28 protein-coding genes are annotated in these 25,205 nt (G+C 45.4%); 26 read left to right on the top strand and 2 right to left on the bottom strand.

Features of this window, described 5'->3' with window-relative positions:
- The first annotated feature begins 9 nt into the window (after positions 1-9).
- The 19 genes from KNO78_RS05625 (at position 10) to KNO78_RS05535 (ending at position 20,394) form a co-directional block, all read left to right on the top strand.
- Positions 10-1,482: an alpha-amylase gene (locus tag KNO78_RS05625; RefSeq protein ID WP_196430863.1), complete on the top strand. Its 1,473-nt coding sequence runs from the start codon at positions 10-12 to the stop codon at positions 1,480-1,482.
- 84 nt (positions 1,483-1,566) lie between these two features.
- The gene (locus tag KNO78_RS05620; RefSeq protein WP_074033338.1) at positions 1,567-2,175 is read left to right on the top strand and encodes a superoxide dismutase; all 609 of its coding nucleotides are present in this window, start codon (positions 1,567-1,569) and stop codon (positions 2,173-2,175) included.
- 157 nt (positions 2,176-2,332) lie between these two features.
- Positions 2,333-4,396 carry a peptidoglycan D,D-transpeptidase FtsI family protein gene (locus KNO78_RS05615; protein WP_214690753.1) on the top strand — a complete coding sequence of 688 codons (2,064 nt, stop codon included), beginning with the start codon at positions 2,333-2,335 and terminating at the stop codon, positions 4,394-4,396.
- 153 nt (positions 4,397-4,549) lie between these two features.
- Positions 4,550-5,488 (top strand): PstS family phosphate ABC transporter substrate-binding protein, encoded by a 939-nt coding sequence (locus KNO78_RS05610; protein WP_196430860.1) that lies wholly within the window; start codon positions 4,550-4,552, stop codon positions 5,486-5,488.
- Between the two features lie 83 nt (positions 5,489-5,571).
- Positions 5,572-6,516: a phosphate ABC transporter permease subunit PstC gene (gene pstC / locus KNO78_RS05605; RefSeq protein WP_012726614.1), complete on the top strand. Its 945-nt coding sequence runs from the start codon at positions 5,572-5,574 to the stop codon at positions 6,514-6,516.
- Position 6,517: 1 nt separating this feature from the next.
- Complete coding sequence (gene pstA, locus KNO78_RS05600) at positions 6,518-7,429, top strand: phosphate ABC transporter permease PstA (protein WP_159562479.1); 912 nt, start codon at positions 6,518-6,520, stop codon at positions 7,427-7,429.
- 110 nt (positions 7,430-7,539) lie between these two features.
- Entirely contained in the window at positions 7,540-8,301 is a 762-nt protein-coding gene (gene pstB, locus KNO78_RS05595; protein WP_251125293.1) for a phosphate ABC transporter ATP-binding protein PstB, read from the top strand.
- 16 nt (positions 8,302-8,317) lie between these two features.
- Positions 8,318-8,980 carry a phosphate signaling complex protein PhoU gene (gene phoU / locus KNO78_RS05590; RefSeq protein ID WP_214690755.1) on the top strand — a complete coding sequence of 221 codons (663 nt, stop codon included), beginning with the start codon at positions 8,318-8,320 and terminating at the stop codon, positions 8,978-8,980.
- A gap of 115 nt (positions 8,981-9,095) precedes the next feature.
- Entirely contained in the window at positions 9,096-9,845 is a 750-nt protein-coding gene (locus KNO78_RS05585) for a DUF4912 domain-containing protein (protein WP_074036660.1), read from the top strand.
- A 15-nt stretch (positions 9,846-9,860) separates the two neighbouring features.
- On the top strand, positions 9,861-12,062 hold the full coding sequence (locus KNO78_RS05580) for a 1,4-alpha-glucan branching protein domain-containing protein (protein WP_214690756.1): 2,202 nt from the start codon (positions 9,861-9,863) through the stop codon (positions 12,060-12,062).
- Between the two features lie 84 nt (positions 12,063-12,146).
- Entirely contained in the window at positions 12,147-12,311 is a 165-nt protein-coding gene (gene rpmG / locus KNO78_RS05575; RefSeq protein ID WP_255313299.1) for a 50S ribosomal protein L33, read from the top strand.
- A gap of 54 nt (positions 12,312-12,365) precedes the next feature.
- On the top strand, positions 12,366-12,920 hold the full coding sequence (locus KNO78_RS05570) for a 5-formyltetrahydrofolate cyclo-ligase (RefSeq protein ID WP_214690757.1): 555 nt from the start codon (positions 12,366-12,368) through the stop codon (positions 12,918-12,920).
- Positions 12,899-13,669 carry a DUF92 domain-containing protein gene (locus KNO78_RS05565; RefSeq protein WP_214690758.1) on the top strand — a complete coding sequence of 257 codons (771 nt, stop codon included), beginning with the start codon at positions 12,899-12,901 and terminating at the stop codon, positions 13,667-13,669. Before KNO78_RS05570 ends, KNO78_RS05565 begins: the two co-directional genes overlap by 22 nt.
- Before the next feature lie 169 nt (positions 13,670-13,838).
- Entirely contained in the window at positions 13,839-14,795 is a 957-nt protein-coding gene (locus KNO78_RS05560) for an L-lactate dehydrogenase (RefSeq protein WP_012726605.1), read from the top strand.
- A 123-nt stretch (positions 14,796-14,918) separates the two neighbouring features.
- Entirely contained in the window at positions 14,919-15,971 is a 1,053-nt protein-coding gene (locus KNO78_RS05555; RefSeq protein ID WP_214690759.1) for a rhomboid family intramembrane serine protease, read from the top strand.
- Positions 15,972-15,983: 12 nt separating this feature from the next.
- Complete coding sequence (locus KNO78_RS05550; protein WP_074036670.1) at positions 15,984-17,006, top strand: M42 family metallopeptidase; 1,023 nt, start codon at positions 15,984-15,986, stop codon at positions 17,004-17,006.
- A complete protein-coding gene (locus KNO78_RS05545; RefSeq protein WP_012726602.1) occupies positions 17,003-17,197 on the top strand; it encodes a YqgQ family protein in 195 nt (64 codons plus the stop codon). The genes KNO78_RS05550 and KNO78_RS05545 overlap by 4 nt, the downstream gene beginning before the upstream one ends.
- Positions 17,198-17,290: 93 nt before the next feature.
- On the top strand, positions 17,291-18,253 hold the full coding sequence (locus KNO78_RS05540) for an ROK family glucokinase (RefSeq protein WP_159562473.1): 963 nt from the start codon (positions 17,291-17,293) through the stop codon (positions 18,251-18,253).
- A gap of 224 nt (positions 18,254-18,477) precedes the next feature.
- On the top strand, positions 18,478-20,394 hold the full coding sequence (locus KNO78_RS05535) for an LTA synthase family protein (RefSeq protein ID WP_214690760.1): 1,917 nt from the start codon (positions 18,478-18,480) through the stop codon (positions 20,392-20,394).
- Positions 20,395-20,512: 118 nt separating this feature from the next.
- Here the strand turns inward: KNO78_RS05535 and KNO78_RS05530 are convergent, their stop codons facing one another.
- Positions 20,513-20,692, bottom strand: coding sequence for a DUF2759 domain-containing protein (locus KNO78_RS05530; protein WP_012726599.1), 180 nt, complete (start codon positions 20,690-20,692; stop codon positions 20,513-20,515).
- A gap of 157 nt (positions 20,693-20,849) precedes the next feature.
- On the opposite strand from KNO78_RS05530, the gene KNO78_RS05525 reads away from it, so the two are divergent.
- Positions 20,850-21,467, top strand: a complete 618-nt coding sequence (locus KNO78_RS05525; protein WP_214690761.1) for an MBL fold metallo-hydrolase — start codon at positions 20,850-20,852, stop codon at positions 21,465-21,467.
- A gap of 32 nt (positions 21,468-21,499) precedes the next feature.
- Here the strand turns inward: KNO78_RS05525 and KNO78_RS05520 are convergent, their stop codons facing one another.
- The gene (locus tag KNO78_RS05520; protein ID WP_012726597.1) at positions 21,500-21,763 is read right to left on the bottom strand and encodes a DUF2626 domain-containing protein; all 264 of its coding nucleotides are present in this window, start codon (positions 21,761-21,763) and stop codon (positions 21,500-21,502) included.
- A 249-nt stretch (positions 21,764-22,012) separates the two neighbouring features.
- Here KNO78_RS05520 and KNO78_RS05515 point away from each other — a divergent pair, with 249 nt between their 5' ends.
- Genes KNO78_RS05515 through KNO78_RS05490 form a run of 6 tightly spaced genes read left to right on the top strand, consistent with a single transcriptional unit; the run spans position 22,013 to position 25,192 of the window.
- Complete coding sequence (locus tag KNO78_RS05515) at positions 22,013-22,399, top strand: Spx/MgsR family RNA polymerase-binding regulatory protein (RefSeq protein ID WP_012726596.1); 387 nt, start codon at positions 22,013-22,015, stop codon at positions 22,397-22,399.
- A 58-nt stretch (positions 22,400-22,457) separates the two neighbouring features.
- Entirely contained in the window at positions 22,458-23,264 is an 807-nt protein-coding gene (locus KNO78_RS05510; RefSeq protein ID WP_074036680.1) for an ATPase, T2SS/T4P/T4SS family, read from the top strand.
- Positions 23,246-24,223, top strand: a complete 978-nt coding sequence (locus tag KNO78_RS05505) for a type II secretion system F family protein (RefSeq protein WP_214690762.1) — start codon at positions 23,246-23,248, stop codon at positions 24,221-24,223. The genes KNO78_RS05510 and KNO78_RS05505 overlap by 19 nt, the downstream gene beginning before the upstream one ends.
- 15 nt (positions 24,224-24,238) lie before the next feature.
- Positions 24,239-24,541, top strand: coding sequence for a prepilin-type N-terminal cleavage/methylation domain-containing protein (locus KNO78_RS05500; protein ID WP_074036684.1), 303 nt, complete (start codon positions 24,239-24,241; stop codon positions 24,539-24,541).
- Positions 24,542-24,561: 20 nt separating this feature from the next.
- The gene (locus KNO78_RS05495; protein ID WP_236548985.1) at positions 24,562-24,969 is read left to right on the top strand and encodes a prepilin-type cleavage/methylation domain-containing protein; all 408 of its coding nucleotides are present in this window, start codon (positions 24,562-24,564) and stop codon (positions 24,967-24,969) included.
- Positions 24,956-25,192 (top strand): hypothetical protein, encoded by a 237-nt coding sequence (locus tag KNO78_RS05490; protein ID WP_074036688.1) that lies wholly within the window; start codon positions 24,956-24,958, stop codon positions 25,190-25,192. The genes KNO78_RS05495 and KNO78_RS05490 overlap by 14 nt, the downstream gene beginning before the upstream one ends.
- The last annotated feature ends 13 nt before the right edge of the window (positions 25,193-25,205 follow it).

Here is a 25,205-nt window from a genome sequence, read left to right as displayed (position 1 = left end):
GCGGACAAAATGGAACGAAACCACACCATGATGCAATTTTTTGAATGGCATGTCGAGGCAGATCAAAAGCATTGGAAGCGACTAAAAGAGAGAGCAGCCGACTTAAATAAAGCAGGAATCACTGCACTTTGGCTACCACCTGTCACAAAAGGGCAAAGTGATCAAGATACCGGTTATGGAATCTATGACTTATATGATTTGGGTGAGTTCGATCAAAAAGGATCGATTGCCACGAAATACGGTACGAAAAAAGAACTACTTGAAGCGACAGCCTATTGCCAACAAGAACTCGGGATGCAGATTTATATGGATGTCGTCATGAACCATAAAGCCGGGGCGGATGCGACCGAGAAGTTTGAAGTGTTAGAAGTAGATCCCGACGACCGTACGAAAGTCCTTTCAGATGAAGCGTTCGAAATCGAGGGATGGACAAAATTTGATTACGAAGCTCGTGATGGGAAATACTCTTCATTCAAATGGGACTTCACGCACTTTAACGGAACGGATTATGATGCGGCGACTGATCGTTCCGGTATTTTCTTTATTGTTGGAGAAAACAAAAGATGGAATGATAACGTCGACGATGAATTCGGTGTCTATGACTATTTAATGTTTGCGAACATCGATTACCACCATCCCGATGTGCGTGAAGAAGTGTTGAATTGGGGGAAATGGTTCATCGAGGAGACGAAATGTGATGGATTCCGTCTTGACGCCATTAAACACATCAACTATGACTTTGTAAAAGAGTTCAGTCAGACGATGCGGGAAGAGAAAGGTGACCAATTCTATTTTGTCGGCGAGTTTTGGAAATCTGACCTTGATGCCTGTCGTGAATTTCTCGATAATATCGATTACCATGTCGATTTATTCGATGTCCCGCTCCATTACAAATTACATCAAGCCTCGGAGGAAGGGGCCGCGTTTGACATGCGAACCATTTTTGATGATACGCTCGTTCAGTCACACCCGCTTCATTCCGTGACGTTCGTAGATAATCACGATTCACAACCCGAGGAGGCGCTTGAGTCATGGGTGAAAGATTGGTTCAAGCAAATCGCCTATGGTCTTGTCTTACTTCGTAAAGATGGTTATCCATGTGTCTTCTATGGCGATTACTACGGTATAGACGGTCCTCACCCGACTGATGGGATGAAGCTCGCCATTGATACGCTCCTATATGCGCGCCGAGAGAAAGCGTACGGGGAGCAGGATGATTACTTTGATGATGCAAACGTCATCGGGTGGGTACGAAAAGGTGTGGAGGAAATCGAACGTTCCGGATGTGCCGTCCTCATTTCAACTTCTGATGAATCTGAAAAGAGAATGTTTGTCGGGGAAGAACGTGCCGGTGAAACATGGGTCGATTTAACGAATACATTGAATGATCGAATTGAGATTGATGAAGAGGGATTTGGGGTATTTAAAGTGTCGGCGGGGTCGATTTCAGTTTGGGCATTGCCAGAAGAAGATGTCGAATAAAGCATTACAATTGAGTCGACCGTCACATATCTGTTACATTTAAGACGAACGTTGTTCAAAACACTTTTAAGGGGGATTTTAGTAATGGCTAAATTTGAATTACCACAACTTGATTACGCATATGATGCACTCGAACCACACATTGATGCACGCACGATGGAAATCCACCACACGAAACACCACAACACTTACGTCACAAACGTAAACAATGCACTCGAAGGAAAAGATGTGGAGTACTCTTCACTCGAAGACTTGCTTCAAAAAATCGATTCGCTTCCTGCTGACATTCAAACAGCTGTCCGCAACAACGGTGGAGGTCATTGGAACCACTCGTTCTTCTGGAAGCTCTTGAAGAAAAATGAGAACGGCACACCGTCTGGCGATCTCGCTGCTGCAATCGATGAGTCGTTCGGTAGCTTTGATGCGTTCAAAGACGAATTCACGAAAGCTGCAACGACTCGTTTCGGTTCAGGATGGGCTTGGCTCGTCGTGAAGAACGGGAAACTCGAAGTCACGTCTACACCAAACCAAGACTCACCAATCATGGAAGGTGTTACGCCAATCCTCGGTCTTGATGTATGGGAACATGCGTACTACTTGAACTACCAAAATCGTCGTCCTGACTATATCAACGCATTCTTCCATGTCATCGATTGGGATTATGTGGCGAAATTATACGCTGACGCAAAATAAACTGGTCTTACCCGGGGTTCTTATACGAATCTCGGGTTTTTTTGTGGTTTTCATTAATTTGTAAACAAATTATGATATAGTGAAATTCGGACAAAACGACAGGGATTCCTGTCCTCTATAATATAGAAGGAAATGAACGTGGAGGGAGTAAACGGACTTGGCAAAAAATCGGGTAAAAGTGCCGAAAAAACGGCGAAACCACTTACCGTTACGCTTAAATTTACTATTTTTCATCGTCTTCATTCTATTTGCGACCCTCATTTTTCGATTGGGTGTCGTACAAATCGTGAATGGTGAACTGATTGCTCGGGAAGTACAGAAAACGGAGTCGAGTAAAATCAAATATGAAGTGCCGCGAGGTAAAATCTACGACCGGAACGGTCAAGTGCTGGCGGATACGATTTCAAACTACTCGGTCATGTATCGCCGCTCTCAAGTGACAAAGACGGATGAACGTTTAGACGTCGCGAAAAAATTGGCGGAAATCGTCGACATTCCAAAAGAAGACCGTAAAATGACGGAGCGAGACCGAAAGGATTACTGGATTGCAACGAATCCGGAATTGGCGCAAGAACGGACTCAAGCGTTATTGGAAGAATTATCGGAAGAGGAGCGAGCCGCATTGTCTAACCAAGACGTGGACCGGCTCTTGCTTGATTCAATCACCGAAGAAGAGATCACGTTTGATGATGCGACAGAAGAAATCATCGCCATTAAACACAATATGGAGAGTGGCTATGCACTCGACCCACAGGTCATCAAAATCGGTGCAAGCCCGAAAGAGATGGCGGTCATCGAAGAGAACTTAGAGCAGTTGCCTGGAGTGAGTGTCGAACCTTACTATCAACGGGATTATCCGTATGATGAGACGTTCAAGAGTTTCCTAGGAAGTTATCGTCAAATTCCGGCGGAACAACGTGCATCTTATCAGGCGAAGGGTTACGGGTTGAACGACCGGGTTGGTACCTCCTACTTGGAACAACAGTATGAAGACGTCCTTCGGGGAACGCCGGCCTATGATGTGTTCACGACGTATAAAGGGGAGCCGGTCGGTGAACCGACACGAGTGAGTGGGAATCCAGGGAAAGACATCGTCTTATCGACCGACATCGAGTTCCAAAAAGAAATCGATGAGATCTTGAAAAAGGCGATTCGCGCAGGGCGCTCTGGAAGTCCTCATTTCGACCGAGCATTCGCTGTCGTCATGAATCCACAAACGGGTGAATTGCTCGCCTTATCTGGACAAGAACTCGATTTGGAAACGAACGAATTCAAGGATGTATCGACCGGAACGGTTCTTCGCGCCAGCCAAATCGGATCAACCATCAAAGGGGCGACGGTCGCCTATGGATTCGAAGAAGGTGTCGTGAAACCGGGAGAATATATTTATGATGCTCCGATTCGGATTGGTTCGTCAGTGAAAGCTTCCTACCGGAATATGGGGAACATCAACGACTTAGATGCACTCGCGATGTCATCGAATATCTATATGTTCCAAATTGCTTTGCGTCTGGCTGATTATTACTCGACAGGTCAAATTGTCGGGGAAAATGTCACGCAGGCGTTCGAAACGATGGAACACTACTATAAACAATTCGGTCTCGGAATCGAAACAGGGATCGACTTGCCGTTTGAGTCGACCGGATTCCGTAGCATCCCGGACCGCGTCACGCTTCTAATGGATATGTCGATCGGACAGTATATTTCTTATACTCCGATTCAATTGGCGCAATATACGTCAGCATTGGCGAACGGTGGCTATCGTGTACAACCACACTTGCTGAAAGAAATCATTGAGCCGGGTTCGCTTGATGAGAACAATAAGCAAGTCGTGAGCACGTTCCAACCGAATGCGTTGAATAAAGTCGATATCCAGGATGAATACATTCAACGTGTCCGTGAAGGATATCGTCAAGGGGTTGAATCTGCGTCCGGTTCGTCTCGCATTTTACAGGAGACCGGTATGACGGCTGCAGGTAAAACCGGAACTGCTCAAGCAATCGCGGAAGGGGCAGATGGTCAGGCGAAACGAAATGCGAACGGAGAACCGATTAAGACATTGAACTCAAACCATGTCGGTTGGGCACCGTTCGATGATCCGGAAATCGCTTGGGCGATCATCATGCCTGGACTTGAGGCGGAAGGAATCAATACGCGTGTCGCGCACGACATCATGAAAGCTTACTTTAATCTAGAAGACGTCAATGCAATGCTTCAGTAAAAGAAGTCACTTCGGTGACTTCTTTTTTTGTCTTTACAATTCTTTTACGTTCCGTTTATTTCTCGTTAATAGAAGTTCATTAGGATATTAATTGTAGGACAGAACAACAAATCCACAACAAAAATCAAAGCAAACTCAAGGAGGACGTCACAAATGTCTTGGATGAAAAAATCAGCTTTACTCGCTTCAATCACTTCAGTCGCACTCGTAGGTGCTGCTTGTGGGAACAATGAAGAAGGTGGCGCTGCTGAAGGCGGCGATGCGCTCTCAGGAAAAGTGGTCATGGATGGATCATCAACTGTATTCCCAATCATGGAAGCAGTCGCAGAAGAATTTTCAGCTGAACAACCAGAAGTTGAAGTGACAGTCGGTGTCTCTGGTACGGGTGGTGGCTTCAAACGTTTCGTGACGGGAGAGACAGACTTCTCGAACGCATCACGTGAAATCAAAGAAGAAGAAGCAGCCGAAGCTGAGAAAAACGGTGTGGAATTCACGCAACTCTCGGTTGCACTTGATGGACTTTCGCTCGTTGTAAACCCAGCGAACGATTGGGCACAAGATATCACGATTGAAGAATTGAATAAGATGTGGACGGACACAAGCGTAAAAACATGGAAAGACGTTCGCTCTGACTGGCCAGATGAGGAGATTTCATTCTTCGCACCAGGTAAAGACTCAGGTACATTTGACTTCTTCAATGAAGCCGTTCTTGACGATACGGACATTCGTGAAGACGCACAATTGTCAGAGGATGACAACGTCCTCGTCACGGGTGTAGCTGGAACGGAAGGTGCAATCGGATTCTTCGGATATGCATACTACATCGAAAACCAAGACACGCTTCGTGCCATGGCAGTCGAGGGTGTAGAGCCAACTCCAGAAACAATCAATGATCTTTCTTATCCACTCTCACGTGAAATCTACACGTACGTCAACAACGCTTCGTTGAAAGACAAAGAGCAAGTTGCAGAATTCGCACGCTTCATGAACGAAAACGCAGGTGCGCTCTCTGAAGAAGTAGGATATGTCGGTATGGAACAAGCGCGTTACGACGAAAACATGAAGATGATCGACGAAATCGCTGGAGAATAAGATGATAGGTGGCAGAAGGTGAGACACGGTCTCGCCTTCTCGCCATGCTTTCTAGTATGAAGAGGTAGGGAGCGATACACGAGATGAATGAACCGAACAATAAGCTTTCGATTCGAGAGATGATTCAACAAAATAAACAAAAGAAATATAGTACGACGAACGTGTTTGATAAAATCATGCCGTTCTTATTATTCTTGAGCGCATTCGTATCGGTCGTCACGACCATTGGTATTGCGTTCACACTAGGCTTTGAGCTATTCAAGTTCTTTGAACGAGTCCCTGTCGCAGAATTTTTAGGATCGACAGAATGGTACCCACTTAGTGCAGATCAGCGCTTCGGGGTATGGGCCCTTGTCATGGGAACACTCCAAATTACTGTGATTGCGATGATTGTAGCCGTCCCACTCGGTTTGGCGTCTGCGATTTATTTAAGTGAATACGCCTCTGAACGGGCACGACGTGTATTGAAACCAATTCTAGAAGTGTTGGCCGGTGTGCCGACCATCGTATTCGGTTTCTTCGCCCTGTCATTCATTACACCGATTCTGCAAGCACTCATCCCAGGACTTCAAATTTACAATGCACTAAGCCCAGGGATTGTCGTCGGGATTATGATTATTCCGATGATTGCCTCGATTTCTGAGGATGCAATGAGTGCTGTTCCGAAGAAAATTCGGGACGGTGCACTCGGTTTAGGTGCGACACGTCTTGAGGTGGCAACGAAAGTTGTCATGCCTGCTGCGACGTCTGGAATCATCGCCTCTATCGTTCTCGGAATGAGCCGTGCGATTGGGGAGACGATGATTGTAACCATTGCTGGTGGTTCACAGCCGAACTTCGAGTTCAACCCGCTCAATGCGATTCAGACGATGACAGCGTATATCGTTCAAATCGCCAAAGGTGATGCAGGTTACGGCACAATCGAATATTACAGTATCTATGCGGTCGGTGCGTTGTTGTTCGTCTTTACCCTATTGATGAACTTATTCGCAAACTGGGTGACGCGCCGCTTCAGAGAGGAGTACTAATATGGCTTTACCGAACAGTGAGTTCAAGAATACGAAGAACTTGATGAATCGTGAGACCGTGTCTCAACGAATTAAACGACGTTTACAATTGAATGAAATATTTAAGTACATCTTTTTGGCGGGACTTGTCTTTGCGCTCGTTGTCTTATCGACGTTGATTTATGACATCGTGTCAAAGGGCGCAGGATGGGTCGACCTCGATTTCTTGCGCAACTTCCCGTCGCGCCGTCCTGAACAGGCTGGATTATATCCTGCGTTGATTGGGTCGTTATGGCTCATGCTATTGATCGTACCGATGGTGTTTGTCATCGGTGTTGGAGCGGCAATTTACTTGGAAGAATACGCTCCGAAAAATCGCATGACTTCGTTTATTGAAGTCAACATTTCGAACTTGGCAGGCGTTCCGTCAATCGTATTCGGATTACTTGGATTGACGATTTTCGTTCGAGTCATGGAATTAGGGAACTCGGTTATGGCTGGCGCCTTGACGCTCGGTCTCATGAGTTTGCCGATTGTCATCGTGGCCTCACAGGAAGCGCTACGAGCAGTCAAAATGGAATTACGACACGCTTCGCTAGCACTCGGGGCATCGAAGTGGCAGACGACATTTAACGTCGTGTTACCTTCGGCGCTACCAGGAATTATCACGGGAATTATCCTAGCGGTTTCCCGGGCGATTGGTGAAACGGCTCCACTCATCATGGTCGGAGCGGCAACATTCATTTCAACAACACCGAGTAACATTTTCTCTGACTTCACGGCCCTCCCGATTCAGATTTACAACTGGACGAGCCGACCACAAGCAGAGTTCCAAAACTTAGCGGCAGCAGGGATCATCGTACTTATGACGATGCTCATCGCGATGAACTCGGTTGCAATCTATATTCGAAACAAATATACAAATCGACACTAAGTCTTTTTTGCAGATGAATGAGGAGGAAGCTCGAGATGATGAAACAACAAGAGCTCAACAAAGGAGATCAAAACGTGAACACAACTACGACAGAACCGACAACGACTGAGATGAAAAAAGATAGCGCCTATGTCGTCAACAATTTGAACTTGTGGTATGGAGAAGACCAGGCTTTGATTGACGTCAACCTCGATATTAAAAAGAATGAAGTCACGGCAATCATCGGACCATCTGGGTGCGGGAAATCGACGTTCATTAAGACTCTAAACCGTATGGTCGAACTCGTTCCATCGGTTCGGACGAACGGTGAAATCTTGTATCATGGTCGTAACATCTTCGATCGCGGATACAAGGTGGAAGATTTGCGTACCTCGGTCGGGATGGTATTCCAACAACCGAACCCGTTCCCAAAATCGGTCTATGACAACGTGGCATACGGACCGCGGACGCACGGAATCAAAAATAAGAAAGTACTCGATGAAATTGTCGAGCGTTCATTACGTGGTGCGGCAATCTGGGATGAAGTAAAAGATCGATTGAATGAGAATGCGTACGGTCTCTCAGGCGGACAACAACAACGTCTCTGTATCGCGCGTACGTTAGCGATCGAGCCGGATGTCATCTTAATGGACGAGCCGACATCAGCCCTTGACCCGATCTCTACACTCAAAGTGGAAGAATTGGTACAAGAGTTGAAAGAACAATATTCAATCATCATCGTGACACATAACATGCAACAAGCTGCCCGTGTTTCGGATAAAACGGCATTCTTCTTAAATGGAGAAGTTGTCGAGTTCGATGCGACAGATAAGATTTTCTCGAATCCATCTGACAAACGGACGGAAGACTATATTTCTGGCCGTTTCGGTTAAGGAGGAGACTGGATTGATGGCACAAAACCGCACATTTTTTGATACGAAGTTAACTGAATTAGAAGATCAGGTTGTTCGTTTGGCAAACTTGACGATGCGTCAAACGGCGACGGCAATCGAAGTGTTAGAAAAACACGATCTTGAATTGGCTAAAACCGTGATTGAGAACGACAACGAGTTAGATGAGTTGGAGTTGACAATCAACGATGAAGCAATCCTGTTGATCGCAAAACAGCAGCCAGTCGCGACTGACTTGCGACGTCTGATTGTGACGATGAAATCAGCGACAGACCTAGAGCGTATTGCGGACTATGCGACAAATATCGCAAAAGCGGTGACACGAATCGAGCACGTTCCCTATGTTCTCGACATCCAACCGCTCAAGAAGATGGCCGAGCAGTTGATTGACATGCTTGAACTAGCGACACGTGCCTATCGCAAAGGTGAAGTGAGCCGTGTACGTGAACTCAATGAGATGGACCGCGTGATTGATGACATCAACCTAACGGTGATTAAACAATATATCGGTTCTCTTCCGGCCATGACAGTGGGGACGAACGATGTATACGAATTCTCGAACATCGCTCGATACCTCGAACGGATGGGCGATCATGTGACGAATTTCGGAGAACATTTAATTTTTCTCGAAAAAGGGAAACATTATGATTTGAATCAATAAGATTAGTGGTAAAGAACAACAGTGCTGTTGTTCTTTATTTTTTTGGGCAGGAATACAAACTCAAGGAGCGAATAATAGTCTACATGGATTTTTACATGAAGGGAGCCATATAGAGATGGAAGAGAAAATCGTGTCCTTGAAACAACAAGGTCTTACGTTAAAACAGATTGCGGCAGAATTAGACGTCCCGATTGGCAAAGTCCAATACGCATGGCGGAAATGGAGAAATCAGCAACAGGAAGTGGAGGCGGTTGCCCCTGTGAAACAAAAGCGTGAAACGAAGAAAGCGAAGACGTCGGTGACGACCTCACGCAAACAAGTGGCATCAGCGAAAGAGACGGCCAACGTGTCGACTTCTCCACTTCTTGAAAAGGGTCCGGAAGGATACTGGAAGCTACCCGATCGGTACAACGTGGACTTTATGCATGCGGTCGTACAGTCTCCAAACTCAGTGTATGTATGCTGGGAAGTATCTGATCTCGTGAAAGAAACGTTAGCGCTTCAATTTATGCGACGCTGGGAAGAATTGCCGAAGGCGTTTCGCATCCTTGATGTTACGTTACTTGATTACAATAGCGGTCACGCAAACCGCTCCTATACATTCGATCTTCCTGAAATGACGAACAGCTGGTTCGTTCGCCCTCTCGACCCGAATACGACATATGTGTTTGAATTTGGGATTCGAACGATGGAAGGGGAGTTTCTCCCAATCGTTGCATCAAATCCGCTTGATACGCCGCGGGCAGAACCAGTAGGAGTCGGACGATTCGCAGAACCGGTCCGACGTTGGCAATACGGGGAAGTTGATTCTCCAGAACTACTTGATACGTTACCAAAATATGCAGCATACCGACTCGTGCGTTAAGGAGGACTTTTTATTATGAAACCTGGGTACTTTTCACTCGTCCTTCATGCTCATTTACCGTACGTTAGGCATGAAGAGAAACACCGTTTAGAAGAAAGATGGGTTTACGAGGCCATCTCTGAGACATATCTTCCGATTCTATGGCAAGTCGATCGCTTGAAGCGTCCCTTGCATTGGACGGTTAGTATTTCCCCACCTGTCGTTGAAATGCTTGCCGATTCTCTCATTCAGGATCGCTATGTGGAGCACTTAGACGATATGCTCGAATTGATTGCCCTCGAATTGTCTGAGGACCGAACAGACGAAGAAACAGCGACGTTACATTTTTATCGTCAACGATACCACGATTTAAAAAATACGTTCCTTCATTGGAATAAAAATTTGAATGAGGCGTTCCGTACATATCGTGAGGCAGGTTATATTGACATGGTGACATGTACGGCAACCCATGGCTTTAATCCACATCTCTTCACGGAACAGGCGGCGCGCACTGAGATTCGCACAGGTTTGAACTGTTTCGAACGTCATTATGGGTTCCGTCCAACAGGCATCTGGTTACCAGAGTGTGCTTATACACCAGGAGTTGATCGGATTCTTTATGAAGAAGGAATTCGCTACACATTTGTCGATGAACATGCTCTTCTCGACGCAGATCCGACGCCAGAGAAAGGAATTGGAGCCCCTGTTTATTCACCACATGGCGTCGCGTTGTTCCCTCGGGATCAAATCATCTCAGGTAAAATTTGGAGTTCGATGATCGGATATCCAGGCCATCCGGATTATCGTGAGTTTTACCGCGATTTGGCATACGATCGGGACTGGGACTATATCCAGTCCTTCATGCATCCGGAAGGAATTCGTTTTGATACGGGTTTAAAAATGCACCGGATTACGGGTGATACGGATCAAAAGGATTTCTACGTGCGCGAATGGGCGGAACATCAAATTGAAAACCATGCGACCGATTTTGCCAAAACGTTAGAATCACATCTTGAAGCGCACGGTGCTCAGACATTCCCACCATTTTTAGTCACGGCTCCGTTCGATGCGGAGCTGTTCGGTCACTGGTGGTTTGAGGGGCCAGAGTTTCTTGGGAAAGTAGCAGAGAGACTTGCTGAATTTGGAATTGAAACCATCACGCCAGCGCTCTTCCTTGAACGTCACTTTAAAGATTTACAGACGGTCCACGTGTCGATGAATACATGGGGACGTAAAGGTTATGGTGAAGTTTGGATTAACGAAAGAAATGAGTGGATGCTTCGTCATTTGCACATGATGGAGATGCAACTCGTAAAAGATGTGGCGGACTATCGTAATCAATCGGAAGCGACGAATCGCGCCTTGAAACAATTAATCCGTCATTACGTATTGGCTGTGTCGAGTGACTGGGCGTTCATCTTGGATGGGCAAACGACGGCGCAATATGCCGCCGAACGGTTCCGTGAACACACACGACTCTTTGCAGAACTTGAAACGGCACTCTATCAGGATGGAGTATCGGAGCAGTTGCTACATGATCATTATGCTGCATATCCATTCCTTCAAGACGAAGACATCGATATTGATTCGTTCTTATCTCCTCACGATTACTATGTGACAATCGAGCGCGAAGATGAAAAATCAGCTATTTTAGTACTCACGCCTGAATATCACGGTCATATCGTAGGGGGACTCGGAAGACGGGTCGTCGATGAAATCGAGGCGAGAGCGGACGATGGCGAAGTCGTCTATGTATTAACGCCATATCATGACGAGTTGCCTGAGTATGAACGTCAAGGAAACATACATGTGTATCGTGTTCGCCCAACTAGCCCATTTTTAGAGCATGTTATGAACCAGGTGGCTACACAAAATATCGCCTATGTAAAACTAGTACATGAACTTTCGAAACGTGTTTCCTTCAAAGTGATCCATCACTTCGATTGGATGACAATTCCTGCTGCAAGAGAACTTGCGCAATCCCTTGCGATTCCGTTATACTCAACTATGTTGTCCTTTGAAGCGACTCGCAATCCGCATGGTCACGGTGGTTTGTTCGATGCAATCCATCGAATCGAAAACAGCGTGTTTTCTGCATCAGAACGCGTTTATGTCGGTGAAGAGATCTCGATTCACGACCTGAAACAATGGTATAACGTGAGTGAGAACGTCAACACATGCCTACCTCTTGAGACTTCTCCGTATGGACAGGAATCAATGAAAAAGAACGTGAAATAACCTTGCTTTTTCACAAGAAACTTGGTAGGATAATTGAGTATGCTTAGACTGTAAAGCAAAAGCACTTGATACAACATCATTAAGATGGGAGTGAAAGAAATGCGCGTTAAAATTACATTAGCTTGCACAGAAACAGGCGATCGCACGTACATCACGAAGAAAAACAAACGTAACAACCCTGAGCGCCTCGAGTTGCGCAAATACAACCCACGTCTCCGTCGTCACACGCTTTACCGCGAAGTGAAGTAATGAGGGACCGGCCGTCACATATGTGGCGGCTTTTTTTGTAAGGAGGAATACGTTGTGGAAGAGAAAACAGCGCTCCGGCGCACGATTCATCAATACATCAAACAAATGGCGGATCGACATCATGCGGACGAAGTCATTCACCAATCATTATTTGCCTCGGACTTATGGATTGAAAGTCAAACAATCGCGCTAACGTTGTCACTCCCTCTAGAAATTGATACGTCCCCGATTATTCATATGGCCTTTAAAGAAGGAAAAACGGTCTGCGTCCCGAAAGTAACGGAGCGGGGACTTACGTTTCACATCATTCATTCATTTGATGATTTGGAAGAGGGAGTCATGAATATTTTAGAGCCGACCACTCCAGCGACTACGCAAGTGATCGACCTTTGTCTTGTTCCGGGGCGTGTTTTCGATCGAACCGGTTATCGCATCGGTTGGGGTGGGGGCTATTATGATCGCTTTTTAAAAACCTATAACGGTAGAACGCTTGCTTTGGCATATACCGTTCAGATTGTCGATCATGTACCAACTGAGCCGCACGACCTACCCGTTCAATGGATCGTGACAGAGAAGGAGATGATTCAGTGTTCGCCATATTCGCTGTAACTTGTTTCGTCGCCTATCTCGGTTATCGGTTACGCTCGTTGACTCGTTCTGGGGCACTGTTGACGATAGTGACCGGTACGGTGATTGGATTCTCCTTCGGATGGTTCGGTCTATACTTGCTTGGGGTGTTTTTTTCGACTTCTTCTCTCGCTTCGAAATATCGCTCTCGCGATAAAGAAGGAGTAGATGAGATTGTCGAGAAGACGGGGGCTCGTGATGCCATGCAAGTGTTGGCTAACGGTGGGGTCGGGATTTTATGTGCACTCGGTTATCAGTTTACAAATGATCCGGTCTACCTCTATATGTATGTCGTGTCCATCGCGGCAGCGACGAGCGATACGTGGGGATCTGAATTTGGTGTCCTCTCGAAGCGGAAACCTCGGTTCATGTTTACCTTTAAGCGAGTCGAACCGGGAACGAGTGGGGCCGTCTCGACATTCGGTACCGTCATGTCGATGTTTGGTGCAATGTTGATTGTCATATCCTCTCTTGTTTTCATTGACTTAAGCATCACGCTTCTTCTTTTATTATGGGTGATTGGATTAACTGGTAGTATGATTGATACGCTACTTGGTGCGACCGTCCAACGAACGTTTCGTTGTGCTGTTTGTGGAAAGTTGACCGAGCAAAAAATACATCACGACGTGCCGACGACATACGTGTCGGGATGGCGTTTTCTCGGAAATGATGCGGTAAATTTCCTTTCGGTTTGTGGGGCAACTATGATTTGTTTTTTTGTGTTTGGATGAGGGTAGTACAGAAAATGAAGGTGTTCCAAATGAATGTGAATATTGTCACAATATCGCCAAAGTGAAAACGGTTTCCGCTGTAGTTAGAGTTTGTGAATGATGTTACAATCTATTTGTAACAGAGATAATAAAAACATGAAACAGATTGTTTGAAGGGTGGAGAATCATTATGGAAACATTAAATCATGCTAAAGTAACACGAGTCGCACTTGTAGGGGCAGGGGCAGTAGGTGCGAGTTTTGCTTACCAGTTGACGACAGCTAGTCTATGTGAAGAACTTGTCATCATCGATATTAATAAAGCCAAGGCAGAAGGAGAAGCGATGGACTTGAACCATGGGGTTTCATTCGCTTCATCACCAATGCGCGTCTGGGCAGGGGACTATTCGGATTGTGGCGTCGCTGACATCGTAGTCATCACTGCTGGCGCACCACAGCGTCCAGGTGAAACACGTCTTGATCTCGTTGAAAAAAATGCGAAGATTATGAAATCTATGATTTCAGACATCATGGACTCTGGTTTTGACGGAATTATCATTATTGCTTCAAACCCGGTCGACATCATGACACATCTCGCTTGGAAATATTCTGGTCTTCCGAAACATCGTGTCTTTGGTTCAGGAACAGTGCTTGATACGTCTCGCTTGCGTTACATGCTCGGAGACTATTTCAACGTCGACCCGCGTAACTGTCACGCCTACATTATGGGTGAGCATGGTGATACTGAGTTTGCTGCCTGGAGCAACGCTCGTATATATGGAAAATCGGTCGAGCAACTACTTGAAGAGCATGATGAGTATAGTTGGGAAGACCTTGAAGACATTTATGTCAACGTTCGTGACGCAGCATATCATATCATTGAACGTAAAGGTGCGACGTACTATGCGATTGGACTCGGTCTCCTTCGGTTGGTCAAGGCTGTCCTTCGTAACGAGAATACGTTGTTGACAGTCGGTGCCCATCTTGATGGTGAGTATGGATTGCACGATATCCATATCGGTGTACCAGCGATTATCAACCGTCAAGGCGTTCGTGAAGTCGTTGAGATTGAGTTGTCACAAGAAGAGCATGAGAAAATGCAACATTCTGCGAACGTACTCATGAAAACGATGGAACCTGTCTTGTAATCTCCATCCTTTTGAAACCCGTAGCCATATGGTTACGGGTTTTTGTACATATAGAACGAATCATCGTTTGGTCGTCTGTCGTCTCGTGATTTACAATAGAATTGAGAAAGAGGAGGGGTTTCGTTGGCGACAACTTGTTTTTGGGAAGATATATATCGAAAGGTCAAAAACGGTGGGCGAATTGAAGGCATACTCGAACCCTCCCGTGCGGTCATCTTGTTCGATACAAAAGCAGGTGATCGGTATGATTTGTTCATTCAGACTGAAAAAGCATGGGCGAATCATGTTGGGACGGATATAGACGCGATTTTGAACGCATTTCGCTTATCTCGTATCGGGCGGAAGCGATTGACCATTCATGTCTATGGCGAGCGCCTTGTGGATGAAGAGCGTGTGGACTCGTTGACGTTCCAAATCCCTGCGAAAGTGACATTGTCTCGTTCGATTTGCACACCGACTATGGAAGAGGACCGGTTCCGAATGCTAGCGGTCTCCCTCGACCGAAAAAAGAAAGCAGAGCTGAAGAAACGATTTTCCTTTGGGAAACCACAAGTGGTATATGGGCTACTGTTCATCACTTTTTTAGTCATGTGGTTAGCGGAATCGGTCGGTTCGACTCTTGATCCAAACACGTTAATCGCATTCGGGGCCAAAGTGAACCCGTTGATTGAACAAGGGGAATGGTGGCGTTTGATTACACCGATGTTCCTGCATATTGGTTGGTTCCACTTTGCGATTAATATGTTTGCACTCTGGTCGCTCGGTCCGCTCGTTGAACGGATGTATGGCTCCATACGATTTTTAATCATCTATCTGCTCAGTGGAATATTAGCGACATCCGCATCGTTTGCATTCAGCGAATCGATATCAGCAGGCGCTTCAGGAGCGCTATTTGGTTTGGTCGGTGCGCTCTTATATTTTGGGTTACGTGATCGTTCTCTCTTCATGAAGACGCTCGGACCTCCGCTCTTTATTATGTTAGGATTAAATGTAGGACTTGCCTTTGTATTAGGTGCAGGTCTTGATCATTTCGCACATGCGGGTGGTCTGATTGGTGGTTTTGTCGTTTCTGGAGTCGTCGGGCTGCCGGATGAGAAGAACCGCGTACAACGAATCTTATTTTCCGTACTCACCATCTCGCTGTTTGGACTATTCGTCGGGTACGGATTTTGGTAAGGGGAGAATTCAATGATTGAAACATTAAAAACACTCGTTAACATCCCGAGTCCTTCCGGTATGACGGAAGAGGCCATCCGTTTCGCTGAGCAAGAATTGAATGCACTGGGTGTCAAGACGTCACGTCTACATAAAGGGGCACTACTGGCAACGTTTTCAGGTCGCTCTGGCAAGGCACGTCTGTTGACGGCACACGTGGACACTCTTGGTGCGATGGTCAAAGACATCTTACCGAGCGGGCGTCTCCGTTTGACTCAAGTAGGAGGATATGCATGGACGGCGATTGAAGGAGAGAACTGCCTCGTCCACCGAGAAGAAGGAGAGGCGATTGAAGGCACAATCTTGATTCATCAGTCGAGTGTTCACGTCTATAAAGACACGAACTCAGCGGAGCGATCTGCATCAAACATCGAAGTCCGATTGGATGCAAAAGTACATTCTCGTGAAGACGTGACAGAATTAGGGATTGAAATCGGAGACTTCGTTTCATTCGATCCTCGCTTTCGAGTGACATCTTCAGGATACGTGAAATCACGTCACTTGGATGATAAGGCTTCTGTCGCCATTCTATTGGACCTTGCGAAAGACTTGGTCCGTTATGACTTACCGCATACCGTTCATTTCTTGATTTCGAATTATGAAGAGGTCGGATTTGGAGGAAACGCGGGTATCCCGGAAGACGTCGTAGAATACATTGCCGTTGATATGGGCGCGCTTGGGGATGGACAGCATTCGGATGAGTATACAGTCTCGATTTGTGCCAAGGATTCGTCCGGACCGTATGATATCGGATTACGACGGAAGTTCACGTCGTTGTGTAAAACTCATGAGATCGCATATAAGGTAGATATTTACCCGTATTATGGTTCAGATGCTTCGGCAGCGATTCGAGCAGGGTATGATGTGCGACATGCTTTGGTTGGGCCAGGAATCGAATCGAGCCATAGTTATGAGCGAACGCATGTGTCATCAATGGAAGCAACACGAGAATTGTTAAATCGTTATGTACAATCGACGATGGAGGAAGAAGCATGAAAAACTTTTATGATGTCCAACAGTTTTTAAAATCGTTCGGTACCATTATTTATATCGGAGAACGGGATGCTGAAATCTCACTCATGATGATGGAACTCGACGAATTGTATGAAGGGGGCATCATCGAACAACGTGTGTATGATACGGCCAAAATCATTTTGACCCACGAATTAAAAAATTCAACAGATTGACAGAAATCCCCTTAGTGCAAAGGGTTGCACTAAGGGGATAATAGTGTACACTATTCAATGAAAGCGATTTAGTTGAGATGAGGAGTGAACGGTATGAAATGGTTATTAGGTATCGACATCGGTGGTACGACGGTGAAGATGGCTGTTTTAGACATGAACGGCATCATTTCGGATAAGTGGGAAGTCAAAACGGATATTCGAGAGAATGGTGTACATATTCCAAAAGACATCGCAGCTTCTTTTGAAACATACTTACAAACATCAGGTAAGAAGAAAGAAGACTTTGCGGGTGCGGGAATCGGGGCACCAGGCTTCGTCAACTTCTCAGAAGGAGTTGTCGAATATTCTCCGAACATCGGGTGGAAAGATTTTGCTCTCGTGAGTGAGTTCGAAAAAGCAGTCGGTCTTCCGGCCGTGCTCGAAAATGATGCGAACGCCGCGGCCCTTGGTGAGATGTGGAAGGGCGCGGGCGAAGGGGCTTCAGAATTATTGGCGATCACGCTCGGTACAGGTGTCGGTGGTGGCGTGATCACGAACGGGAATATCGTTCATGGGACGGCAGGAATGGCTGGAGAAATCGGGCATATTACCGTGGAACGAGACGAGTCGAAAGCTGTGAAGTGTGGTTGTGGGCGCCTCGGGTGTATCGAGACGATTGCTTCGGCGACCGGCATCTCACGTCTGGCATTACAGAAGCGTAAGAATCAAGATACTTCATTAAACGAGTTGAAAGAAGTGACAGCACGTGACGTGTTTGAAGCATATAAAGCCGGTGACTCAATCGCCACAGAAGTCATTGAAGAGATGACTGAATACCTCGGCTTGACCATCTCGAACATCGCGAACACGCTCAACCCGAAAATGATTGTCATCGGTGGAGGTGTCTCAAAAGCTGGCGACGCGTTATTGGATCCGCTTGATGCACAGTTCAAACGGTTTGCGCTCGAGCGCGTTTACGAGTCGACAACATTCAAAATCGCTGAACTTGAAAACGATGCCGGTGTGATTGGATGTGCGTGGCTGGCACGGAAACACTTCCTTCCGACACGGGTATGAAACGGACGCGTCTGCACATTGCAGGCGTGTTTTTTTGTGGGAAAGGGTATGGGATATTGTAAAATTTGTAACGTCACAGTTGATTTTTTATTAAAAAAGGGGTAAGATTTGGACTTGATACTGGACGTGTACTATTCAATCCGAATTGTACAATGAATGAACAAATATAAAAAAGAATGGCAACTAAAACATGCCGAAAACTGAAAAGAGGAGGAGACCGTCAGATGAATTCATCTCAACGCTTTTCGAAGCTATCGACGAGACTGAACGACACGGTCCGCGCTTCGTTTCAAGAATATCGTCTATTTTGGATTTTTACGTTATTGCTTTGGACGAAGACGTATATCGTCTATCAATTTTTCTTCAACATTCCGATTGAAAACACCGCACAAGCTTTTATCTTACTGATTAGCCCGATCAGTTCGACACTATTCTTGTTTGCCTTCCATTTCTTCTTTAAAGGAAACAAACAAAAATGGGTGCTCTACACGCTCTATGCGATTGCATCGTTTATCTTGTTTGCGGACGCCGTGTATTATCGGGAATTCACGGACTATTTGACAATGCCTGTCATCATGCAACCATCGAACATGGAGACGTTATCGACATCATTCACTTCGCTTCTTGAATGGAAAGATTTAATCATCCTTGGTGATGTGTTTATCCTTCCGTTTATCTTATGGCGAATGAACTTGAAAGAGAATACGGCTTCACATCGACGTGCGCTCGTCACGTTCGTTGTAGCGGTCTCTGTCTTCTTGTTCAACCTTTCGTTGGCAGAAACGGAACGACCTGAATTATTGACTCGTTCATTTGACCGTGAACTGTTAGTGAAAAACATCGGAACATTTAACTTCCATGTGTATGATGCGATGCTTCAGACAAAAACATCGGCTCAAAAAGCGATGGCGGATGAATCAGAGCTCGCAACGATTGAGCAGTTCACCCGTCAAAACTATACGGCACCGAATCCGGATTTATTCGGAAAATATAAAGGGAAAAATGTCATCGTGGTTTCATTCGAATCGGCGCAGAATTTCACTCACAATATGAAGGCGCCGAATGGAGAGTACATCACGCCGAACTTGAACAAGCTGATTGAAGAGTCTCACTACTGGCCGAACTACTACCATACGGTCGGTCAAGGGAAGACTTCTGATGCTGAGTTCGCACTCGATAACTCACTATATGGACTCCCGCGTGGTGCTGTATACTTTACGAACGCCGATAACGAATATCAAGCGCTCCCTGAGTTGGTCAAGGACGAAAATTATTACTCAGCCGTGTTCCATGCGAATAACAAATCGTTCTGGAACCGCGATCAAATGTACAAAAATATTGGGGTCGATCAATTCTTTGATGAAAAGAGTTATGACCTCGGGAATCCTGAAGATATGACAGAATGGGGTCTCTTAGATGATAGCTTCTTCGAGCAATCCATTCCAATGCTTCAAGAATTGCCTGAACCATACTACGCGAAGTTCATCACATTGACGAACCACTTCCCGTACACGATGCCAAGTGAAGACTATGAGCTTGTACCAAAATTTGAGACGAGCTCAACTACGTTGAACAACTTCCCGCAAGCACTAGCTTATCAGGATTACGCACTCGGTCTCTTCATCGACCAGTTGAAAGAGAATGGAATGTGGGAAGATACAATCTTTGTCGTCTACGGTGACCATTATGGTATTTCGACGAACCACAACAGTGCGATGGCAGAGCTACTTGGGAAAGATGAGTTGACACCATTCGACGTGGCGAAATTGCAACAAGTTCCGTTTGCCATTCACTTGCCTGACCAGAAAGAAGGGGAAGTTCATGAAACGATCGGTAGTCATGTAGACATGAAGCCGACCATCCTGCACTTACTCGGAATCGACACGTCAGATACGATTGGATTCGGAAACGACTTATTCTCTGAAAATCGAAACAGCCGCGCAATTTTCCGCGACGGAACGGTCGTGACGGATGAATATGTTTGGACACAGTCGACATGTTATAACGCGACTTCTGGTGAAGTAGTCGAAGATACGTCGTTATGTGGTCCGATGACGGAAGAAGCGGAAAAAATCTTGCAAATGAACGATGATTTGATTTACTCCGACTTACTCCGTTTCAAAGAACAAACTGAAGAATAATGAGTACGGACCAAGTCACATAGTGATTTGGTCCGTTTTAATGTAACAGAGGGAATGAACGTAAAAAAAGGCATAAAAAAAGCGACCGAAGTCGCTTGATGATTGCATATGCGAATCATTAACCTGGAATTCCACCGTAGATCAACGTGGCGACACCAAAGAATCCGAATACGAGTACAGTTAAACCTGCAAAAACGAGCGGAAAGAATTGGCGTTTTTGGAATGAACGAAGCATTCCCCAAATAGCCACAATTGCGACGATGACGGAAATCCATCCGAACGGTTCATACAAATGCATGACGAGTTCCCCCTTTAATTATACGTCATGAAATTCATAAAAATTTCACTGAAATATCATTATTATTTTATCCGATTATAGAGTCGCTGTCGAGCAAAGGTTGACATCGAAACAATTTTGCCACAATATTGTTTTGAATAAGAAGGGGATGAATCCTATGCAAATCAAAAAGATTACGTCTGGCTTGGCACAAGAGAACGGCTATGTGATTGAAAAAGACGGCACTGTCGTCGTCATTGACCCCGGAACGGATGACCCGAGGTTCTTCGATACAATCGAACGTTTCGGTACACTTTCAGCAATCTTGTTGACTCATGCACATTTCGATCATATCGGAGGAATCGATGCGCTGCGTGAACGTTACCAGGTGCCAGTCTATGTACACCGCTTAGAAGCGGATTGGCTGACAGATGGAGAAAAGAATGGCGCTTCTACGTTCAACTTGCCGATACCATCGATGAAACCGGCAGAAAAAATCTACGAAGGTGATGTATTAGAAATTGGGAACATCGTATTTCGAATCTATCATACGCCGGGTCATTCCCCAGGGAGTGTCGTATTGTATATGGATGATGAAAGAATCGCCTTTTGTGGTGACTTGATCTTTAAGCAATCCGTCGGACGGACAGACCTGTTCGGTGGAGACCAGTCGACATTAATGGGGTCCATCGATCGGATGAAGCAGCTCCTTTCCGATGAGACGACGTTATACTCGGGGCACGGTCCTATGACGACGCTAGAAGAAGAAAAGCGGACAAATCCGTTCTTCACATAAAAAAAGATTGTCTCCGGCGAGACAATCTTTTTTTACATTTGGAAGTTGCTCCAATACGTAAAGACAACGAAGAAAATTGTCAAATACGCGCCGAAGACATATACATACGTTTTTTCAGTTAGTTTTAAGTAACCAAGAGCGACGAAGAAAATCGTTTGTGCTAAGAAGACAAGTCCCATAACGATAAAGTCGCCAGTATGTTCACTACTACTTTGGTCGCCGCCTAGTGCGCCTACGAAAGCAAGTGCCGCTACTAGTCCAGTCCAAAAGCCTAGGACACGAAACATTCTTGCCATGTTAATCCCCCCATACGTGCATTATTCCATTCTCATTCACTATTTTACCAACACATTCGAAAAAATGCTATGGAAACGTGATAATTGAGCAAAATAATCGTGAAAAATATGTGAAATCATTTCGGTAAATAAAGTTGTACAAAATTTATAAAAAAGTTGCACAAAACATGTACAAACGGGGTATAGAGATGTATAATCAACTTATACAAAATGAGCGAAGTGAAAGTTGAATGAGGGAGGAACATAAAAATGGCATCAGAACTAATGTTTTACACGTATCCAAGCTGTACTTCTTGTCGGAAGACGAAAGCGTTTTTACAAGAACAAGAACTTCAAGTGAGTGAGCGTCACATTTTCAGAGATGCACCAACAGTTGACGAATTGTTGCAGCTCCTTGCTATTAGTGAGGAAGGAGTCGACTCTCTCCTTGCGACGCGAAGCCAGGCCTTCAAGCAACTCGATGTTGACGTGGAGGATTTGAAATTAAGTGAGCTTCTTAAGTTGATGAGCGAAAATCCAAAGCTTTTGAAGCGTCCGATCTTAACTGATGGAAAAGAAGTGATTGTCGGATATGACAAGGTTTCAATCGAAACATATGCTCGTCGCCACAACACTGCAGCGGTTCAAGTTTCATAAAACAAGTCCACTTTCAACATAGTGGGCTTTTTTTTATGCTTGTCTCGAGGTGAACGAGATGAAGGAACTCATTGAAGATTTACTAGATGGAGCACGTCAAATCGGTGCGAGTGATCTTCATTTTATACCCGATGCAAACCAAGTAAAGGTTCAAGTTCGCTCTGCTAGTAAGCTTGCTGCACTTCAATCGATGGATGTCGAGCTGTATGATCGACTTACACTTCATATGCGATATTGGTGTTCACTACCTGAATCTAATCAACGTATTCCACAATCAGGTGTCTATGAATTGAATCAGGATGTCATCCGGGTGACCTTTCTCCCGTCGTTCGCCCAGACGTCAATGTCTTGGCGCATTCCCCATGACACGTTTGAACTCCAGCATCTGTTACGATCACACGATGTAGAACGATTTCAGAAAGTGGTGGCATCACATCATGGTCTTTTCTTTATAGGGGGTTCTACCGGAGCAGGCAAGACGACGGTACTGTATGCCCTTTTAAATCAGCTGAAGCATGAGCGGATTGTGACGATTGAAAACCCTCCTGAACAAATGGTCGATGGTGTCATTCAGTTGGAAGTGAATGCTAAAGCTGGACTTAGCCATCGACACTTGTTGAAAGAGACGCTTCGTGCCGACCCGGATATTATCGTGATTGGTGAGGTGCGGACAGATGAAGAATTGATGGTCGCATACGATGCCGCGCTCAGTGGTCATTTGACGATAACAACCTTTCATACCGCATCGATTCAAGATGGAGAAAAGCGGCTGACACAACTTCTTGGTATGGCGACCGTGGAAAGACATTGGTGTGTACTGACTCGAAATCAGGAGGTGACTTGCGAATGGTCAACGTTCCGATAATCCCATCGATTCGAATGATTCATCGTTTTCTTCGTCTACAATCACGAGGTGTGTCATTGAAGGTGACCATGGAGACGCTTGAACTTCATGAGAAGGGAAAAATGAAAGACTGTATTCGAGAGATGAGGGTACGTCTAGAAGCGGGCGTGAGTTTGTCTGAAGTATTTTCCATCTTGATCACGAATCGGCAAATGCAAGAGATTTTACATACGGCGGATCGCAACGGACGATTCATGGATGGATTGTCGCAAGTGGCAATGGTACTCGAGATGCGACAACGATTAAAGCAGGAGTTGCGGAGGCTAATTCGCTATCCGTTGATTATCTTTTTCATCCTACTTGGATTAGGCATGATTTATGCCTTATACATTTTCCCAAAATTAATGGGGATGCTTGATGTCTCGTCGCATGACGGCATAGCGTCGATTCTATTGTCGAATTGGTTCTTTCCTATGTTGTTTTCTATATTCGTGGTAATCGCGGTTCTCATATATGGATTTCATCGTCGAGGAGGAGAGCTCCCTTTTTACGTATGGAGACGTGGGAAAACACTCTATATGACCTATGTATTTGTCAGTGAATTGTCCTTGCTCCAACATACTGAAACAAATATCAGGCAGATTATCAGTCGGCTAGCCGAGGAAGAGGGGGAAATGGCAGAGATGGCCAAGCGTATTCACCATCGCATGTCTGAAGGTGAAGGAATTGAAGCGGCGACAAGGTGTGAACCGTTTATCGATTATGAGGTTGTGAGTCTATTAGGTGTGGGTTCGATGAGTGGGGAACTTGGTAAATTGATGTCTCTTCATCGAGATCTAGTATTCGAAGAGATGGAGCAATATTGTCGGGGGTTGATTGAGAAAATTGAACCGTCTTTATACGGCATCCTCAGTGTCATGATTGGTGTTCTTTTTTACACACTCTATTTACCGGTCAAACTCATTATGGCTCAATTGTGAAAGGAGAAAGATGAAATGAAGGAAGAGCGTGGGTTCACATTAGTTGAGATGGCGGCAGTATTACTCATTATATCAGTTCTTCTCTTGTTACTTGTCCCTTCTTTGTCGGACGGGAAATCTCGTGCTGATCAAGTGAGTTGCGAAGGTAGTGTTCGAATCGTTGAATCTGAAATCAATTTGCATTACGCGGAACATAAAGCCTATCCTGAAACGTTAGAAGTGATTAAGCGTGCGTCGGCTGCAGATCCACTCGTTTATAGCTGTCAATCCTCGGCCTATACGTATTCACCGACTGACGGCTCCTTAAAAAAACAATGAAAGGCTACACCTTGGTCGAAATGACTTGGGTACTTGTCGTGCTGTCGTTCTTACTATTGATCAGTGCACCGAGTACGAGACCGTTCGAACGAATGGAGCTCTACAATTTTACGGACTCATTGGTAGCAAATATTCAAGAAGCTGGGCAATTTCCCTATATTTCAGAAGAGGGAGATTGTGTACCACGATTGATTTGGATTTCGAAACAACAAACTTATCTGATTGTGTGTGGGCGAGAGGTAGTCAGGGAGGTTGATGTTCCTGATGGTGTGGATGTATATCTTCCGACGTACAACACTTTGACCTTTTCACAAGCGACAGCTTCTTATGCGGGACAGTGGAAATTCGTCAGTGGAAAGACATCGGTGACGCTCAAATTTCGAATCGGGACTTATGAACCGGAGGTGATTATTCGTGAAAGTGGATGAATCGGGTTTCTCATTATGGGAGCTAAGTGTCAGTCTTGCGGTGGTCATGGGGTGGATTTTCATTCTGACATCATTTGTCATGCAGGGGAACGAACGAATCCAACGGTTGAGTGATACGCTGTTCATCTATGAACGATTACAAGGAGAGGTTCTGCTTGAAGCCACTGAACCGACAGGGCGTGAGCAAGTGTGTGAGAAAGGATTTTGTCTGCCGACATTATGAAAAAGGCTTTACG

The sequence above is a fragment of the Exiguobacterium sp. s132 genome (genome assembly GCF_018617235.1).
Taxonomy (GTDB): domain Bacteria; phylum Bacillota; class Bacilli; order Exiguobacteriales; family Exiguobacteriaceae; genus Exiguobacterium; species Exiguobacterium profundum.
Note: the sequence above shows the minus strand (reverse complement) of the source record. Positions and strands in the feature narration are given on the sequence as shown.